The organism is Kitasatospora sp. NPDC057512 (assembly GCF_042802135.1).
GTDB lineage: Bacteria > Actinomycetota > Actinomycetes > Streptomycetales > Streptomycetaceae > Kitasatospora.
Genome location: NZ_JBHVET010000751.1, coordinates 1 through 4,027 on the forward strand (window position 1 = coordinate 1; position 4,027 = coordinate 4,027).

The 4,027-nt window shown below is 75.0% G+C and carries 4 protein-coding genes; 2 read left to right on the forward strand and 2 right to left on the reverse strand.

Translation table 11 applies throughout. The features are described from left to right. Window positions 1-355 precede the first annotated feature (355 nt). Together tsaD and ACFU6K_RS33165 are read right to left on the reverse strand one after the other, a co-directional pair. The gene (tsaD, locus tag ACFU6K_RS33160) at window positions 356-1,423 is read right to left on the reverse strand and encodes a tRNA (adenosine(37)-N6)-threonylcarbamoyltransferase complex transferase subunit TsaD (RefSeq protein WP_380669392.1); all 1,068 of its coding nucleotides are present in this window, start codon (window positions 1,421-1,423) and stop codon (window positions 356-358) included. Between the two features lie 151 nt (window positions 1,424-1,574). Beyond that, on the reverse strand, window positions 1,575-2,666 hold the full coding sequence (locus ACFU6K_RS33165) for a hypothetical protein (RefSeq protein ID WP_380669394.1): 1,092 nt from the start codon (window positions 2,664-2,666) through the stop codon (window positions 1,575-1,577). Window positions 2,667-2,940: 274 nt separating this feature from the next. Here ACFU6K_RS33165 and ACFU6K_RS33170 point away from each other — a divergent pair, with 274 nt between their 5' ends. Together ACFU6K_RS33170 and ACFU6K_RS33175 are read left to right on the forward strand one after the other, a co-directional pair. Beyond that, a complete protein-coding gene (locus tag ACFU6K_RS33170; RefSeq protein WP_380669396.1) occupies window positions 2,941-3,513 on the forward strand; it encodes a CHAP domain-containing protein in 573 nt (190 codons plus the stop codon). Between the two features lie 83 nt (window positions 3,514-3,596). Beyond that, window positions 3,597-3,995 (forward strand): peptidase inhibitor family I36 protein, encoded by a 399-nt coding sequence (locus ACFU6K_RS33175; RefSeq protein WP_380669398.1) that lies wholly within the window; start codon window positions 3,597-3,599, stop codon window positions 3,993-3,995. Window positions 3,996-4,027: the final 32 nt, after the last annotated feature.

Below are 4,027 nucleotides of genomic sequence, written 5' to 3' on the forward strand. Positions count from 1 at the left end.
GGACGAAGGTCAGCCGCCGGCGGCCAGGGCGACGCGCCGGAGCGGGGGCCGGGGTCCGGGCGCAGTACTCCTGCTTGCCGTGGATGTCGTCGCAGTACTGCCAGGACTTCATGTGCCAGTCGGGGCCCAGGACTTGGCACCGGTCCTGGAAGCTGTGGGGTGGCACTGCATCCACTGCCCCCTTCCTCCTCCTCGTTGCCCTCGGCGCGCTGGACGCCGACCCGGTGCGTGGGGGACGGGGTTCGGCCCGGGCGGCTCGGGGCTCGGACGGTGATCCGGAGCGTCGCTCCCCACGTCGCCGTCGCCGGATCTGCGGGTCGTCACGTGGCCCGGCCCCCTGGTGCGTCGCGGGTCGTCAGGCGGCCCGGACCGCGGCGAGCGGGGAGAGCGCCGCGTACTCCAGGGGTGCGGACGGGTCGATCGAGAGGTTCATCGGGGAGGGGGCCGCGCCCGAGCGGACCAGGAGGTCGCCGATGGCCGCGATCATCGCGCCGTTGTCGGTGCACAGCCGCAGCGGCGGCACCCGCAGGGTGATCCCGGCGGCGGCGCAGCGCTGTTCGGTCAGCGCGCGGATGCGGGAGTTGGCGGCGACGCCGCCAACCACGACGAGGGTGCCGATCCCGTGGTCGGTGCAGGCCCGGACGGCCTTGCGGGTGAGGGTGTCCGCGATGGCCTCCTGGAGTGCCGCGGCCGCGTCCGGGACGTGCGGCTCGGCGCCGGCGGCCCGTTGGGCCTCGACCCAGCGGGCGGCGGCGGTCTTGAGGCCGGAGAAGGAGAAGGCGTACGGGGGATCGTTGGGCCCGCTGAGCGGGCGGGGCAGGCGTACCGCGTTCGGGTCGCCGTCGCGGGCGGCGCGGTCGATGGCGGGCCCGCCGGGGTAGGGCAGGCCGAGGATCCGGGCGACCTTGTCGAAGCACTCGCCGGCGGCGTCGTCCAGGGTGTCGCCGAGGTGGACGATCGGGTCGCGGGCGAGGTCGCGCACCAGCAGCAGGGAGGTGTGCCCGCCGGAGACGATCAGGACGACGCACGGGTTCGGCAGCGGCTCGCCCTCCAGGGCGGCCGCCGCGACGTGCCCGGCGAGGTGGTGGACGCCGTAGAGGGGGACGCCGAGCGAGAAGGCGTAGCTCTTGGCCGCCGCGACCCCGACCTGGAGCGGGCCGGAGAGGCCCGGCCCGGCGGTGACCGCGACGGCGCCGACGTCGGCGAGGGTGAGCCCGGCCCGGTCGAGGGCCTCGCGGACCACGGGGGCCATCGCGTGGACGTGGGCGCGGGCGGCGATCTCCGGCACGACCCCGCCGTAGCGGGCGTGCTCGTCCATGCTCGACGCGACCGCCTGCCCGAGCAGGACCCCGTTCCGGACGAGACCGGCGCCGGTCTCGTCGCACGAGGACTCGATCCCCAGCACCACCGGCGAGCCCGGCATCGCACCCACTCCTTATTGCTCCTGGATATGCAACTGCAACTATTGTGCAATAAGGCCGGAGAGGGTGGTCCGGCAGGGCCCGGCTTCCCGGATCCCATCCGCAGCGAGGTCGTCCAGGCCATCGACGTCCGCGTCGGCCCGGTGGTGGGGCTCAGCACGGGACGTCGCCGACGCAGCGCCACAGGGTCTCGCGGTCCGGGTAGACGTTGGCGCGCGGCGAGAAGAGGTGGCCGGCCCACTGCTGCCCGTCCCCGGCGGCGGCGAAGACCTCCGCCTGGTAGGCGAGCGGTGCGCTGCGGCGGGGGGTCACGCACTCCTCCGGGTCGCTGGTGAAGGTGGCGCCCGGTGCGATGGTGGTGTGCAGGACGGAACGTCCGGGGTCGCAGGAGTGCTGGATGCCCGACCAGGAGCCGGCCACCTTCGTGGTCACCTCGACCGGCGTGTCCGTCGGATTGTCGATCCGGACCGCGAACAGGACCTGACGGGGCTGCACCATCGCACAGGCGCGCAGCAGGGTGCCGGACGGCCCCGGCTTCGGGGCCGAGCAGCGGCTGTCCCCGCCGAGCGCGCCGACCTCCACCTCATGGGCGAGTCCCTCGGCCGGATCAGCGGGGGTCGCCGTCGGCTGCCGCCTCGCCGCGCCGCCGGACGGTGCGACCACCGATGCGGTGTCGGCGGTCGCGCTGTCGGACCCCCTCACCCAGACCGCCGCGCCGAGCACGGCCGCGAGCGCCAGGGCCCCGAGTGCCGCACCCCACCGGTGCGGCCGGCGCCACCGCGCCGCCAGCCCGGTGACCGACGGGTGGCCAGTGGGCTCGGGGCGCGCCGGAACCGGTCCGGCCGTGGGGGTGGGCGTGGCCGTGGGCGTGGGCGTGGTGGCGGCGCGGCGCGCCGCGCGGCGGTCGCGCAGTTCGTGGTCCGCCGCCTGCTTCGCCTGCTGGTGCCAGCGCTGCCAGCGGGCCAGTTCCGCCGGGTCGGTGCGGAAGATCCGGGCGAGTTCGGCGAGGACGGCGGGGTCGGGCAGTTCGGTGCGGTCGGGGTCGAGGTAGCGGCTGATCGACGAGGTGCTCAGCCCCCGGACGGTGGAGGCGTCGAGTCGGGCCCGCAGTCGGGCCACCACCCGGTCCAGGGACAGGCCGCACTCCGCGAGGCCGTCGTTCAGCGCGCGGACGAGCAGGGTCCGGGGGCGGTCCGTTTCCCCCACCGGGTGCCCGGGGACCTCGTCCGACGGTCGGTCATGCATGTGCTGTTGTCCCATCGCTGTCCCAGCGTCCGTCGTTTCCGCAGGTCGGAGCGGTGGGACGGGAGGCGGGAGAGCACTGGGACGCCGCCCCGGCCGGAGGGCCTGGTGACGTCCGGCGACCGTCCGCAGGATGGATCCCACGACACCGCACCGACTCGCCGACTCCCGCCGCGCCACCACCTCTCGGCCCTGGCATGCCCCGGCATGCCCGCCGACTGTAGGCGAACCGACCGGGCGGCGGTCAGGGTCCGTTCACCCCAATGGAGGAGCTCTCATGAAGCTGTCCCGGCGCACCGCCGCCGCCGTTACGCTGACCGTCCTCACCCTGCTGCCGCTCGGCGCCACCACGGCGCCGGCCTCGGCGGCCGCCACCGTCCGGGACCGGATCGTCTCGGTGGCCCGGGGGGAGATCACCCCCGCGGGCACCTCGCCCGAGACGACCGGCTCCTGCGACAGGTACTTCGCCTACCACCGGGGCTCCGGCTCCTGCGTGAAGACCCCGTGGTGCGCGGCCTTCGCCGAGTGGACGTGGCACCGGGCCGGGATCGACGGGACGGTCGACGACCTGGCCGCGCGCGGCATCGGCAAGTGGGGCAAGCAGAAGGGGCTGTTCCACCAGCGGGGCACGTACACCCCGAAGCCGGGCGACCTGGTGATCTACGGGGAGCCGGACGGCGGCACTCCCGGCCACGTCGGCGTGGTCGCCGCCGTCCACGCGAACGGAACCCTCGACACCGTCGACGGCAACCTCGGCGACAAGGTCGCCCTCCGCACCCACCTCGACCCGTCGACGGTGATCACCAACCACCAGGCCGTCTCCGGCTACGTCAGCCCGCCCGGAGCCTGAGTCCCGTCGGAGCCCCGCCGGAAGTCCGGGCCACGTCCGGCTTGGCGCACACCGCACAACCCCCACCGGAAGGACAGAGCGTCATGGAACGCACCCGTAAGCACCTCGGCCTCATCGCCTCCCTCGCCGCGGCCGCGGCCGCCCTGCTCGCCGCCCCGCAGCCCGCCCACGCCGCCCTCGACCCGTGGTCGTGCGTGGCGGGGCGGGTCTGCGTCTACAGCGGACCCGACGGGACGGGCAGCGTCTGCGCCTGGCCCTACGACGACCCGGACTGGCAGTCCGGAGACCGCTGTAGCTGGTCCGCCACCACCAAGGTCCGTTCGGTGTACAACCACGGCGGCTCCGGCAGGCCCGTGGCGTTCTACACCGGCGCGAACTACACGGGCCAGCGGGTGGTGTGCACGGCGGCGGGCGCGAGGGGCAACTTCTCGCAGAACGGCGGAACCGGCGTCCACCTCCGCTCCCACCGCTGGTCCTGCTAGGCCCCCGGGACACCCCGGGCCGACCGGCCTGC

Coding starts and splice junctions, on each gene's coding strand:
- ACFU6K_RS33175 (WP_380669398.1), top strand. CDS start 3,597: ATGGAACGCACCCGTAAGCACCTCGGCCTCATCGCCTCCCTCGCCGCG.
- tsaD (WP_380669392.1), bottom strand. CDS start 1,423: ATGCCGGGCTCGCCGGTGGTGCTGGGGATCGAGTCCTCGTGCGACGAG.
- ACFU6K_RS33165 (WP_380669394.1), bottom strand. CDS start 2,666: ATGCATGACCGACCGTCGGACGAGGTCCCCGGGCACCCGGTGGGGGAA.
- ACFU6K_RS33170 (WP_380669396.1), top strand. CDS start 2,941: ATGAAGCTGTCCCGGCGCACCGCCGCCGCCGTTACGCTGACCGTCCTC.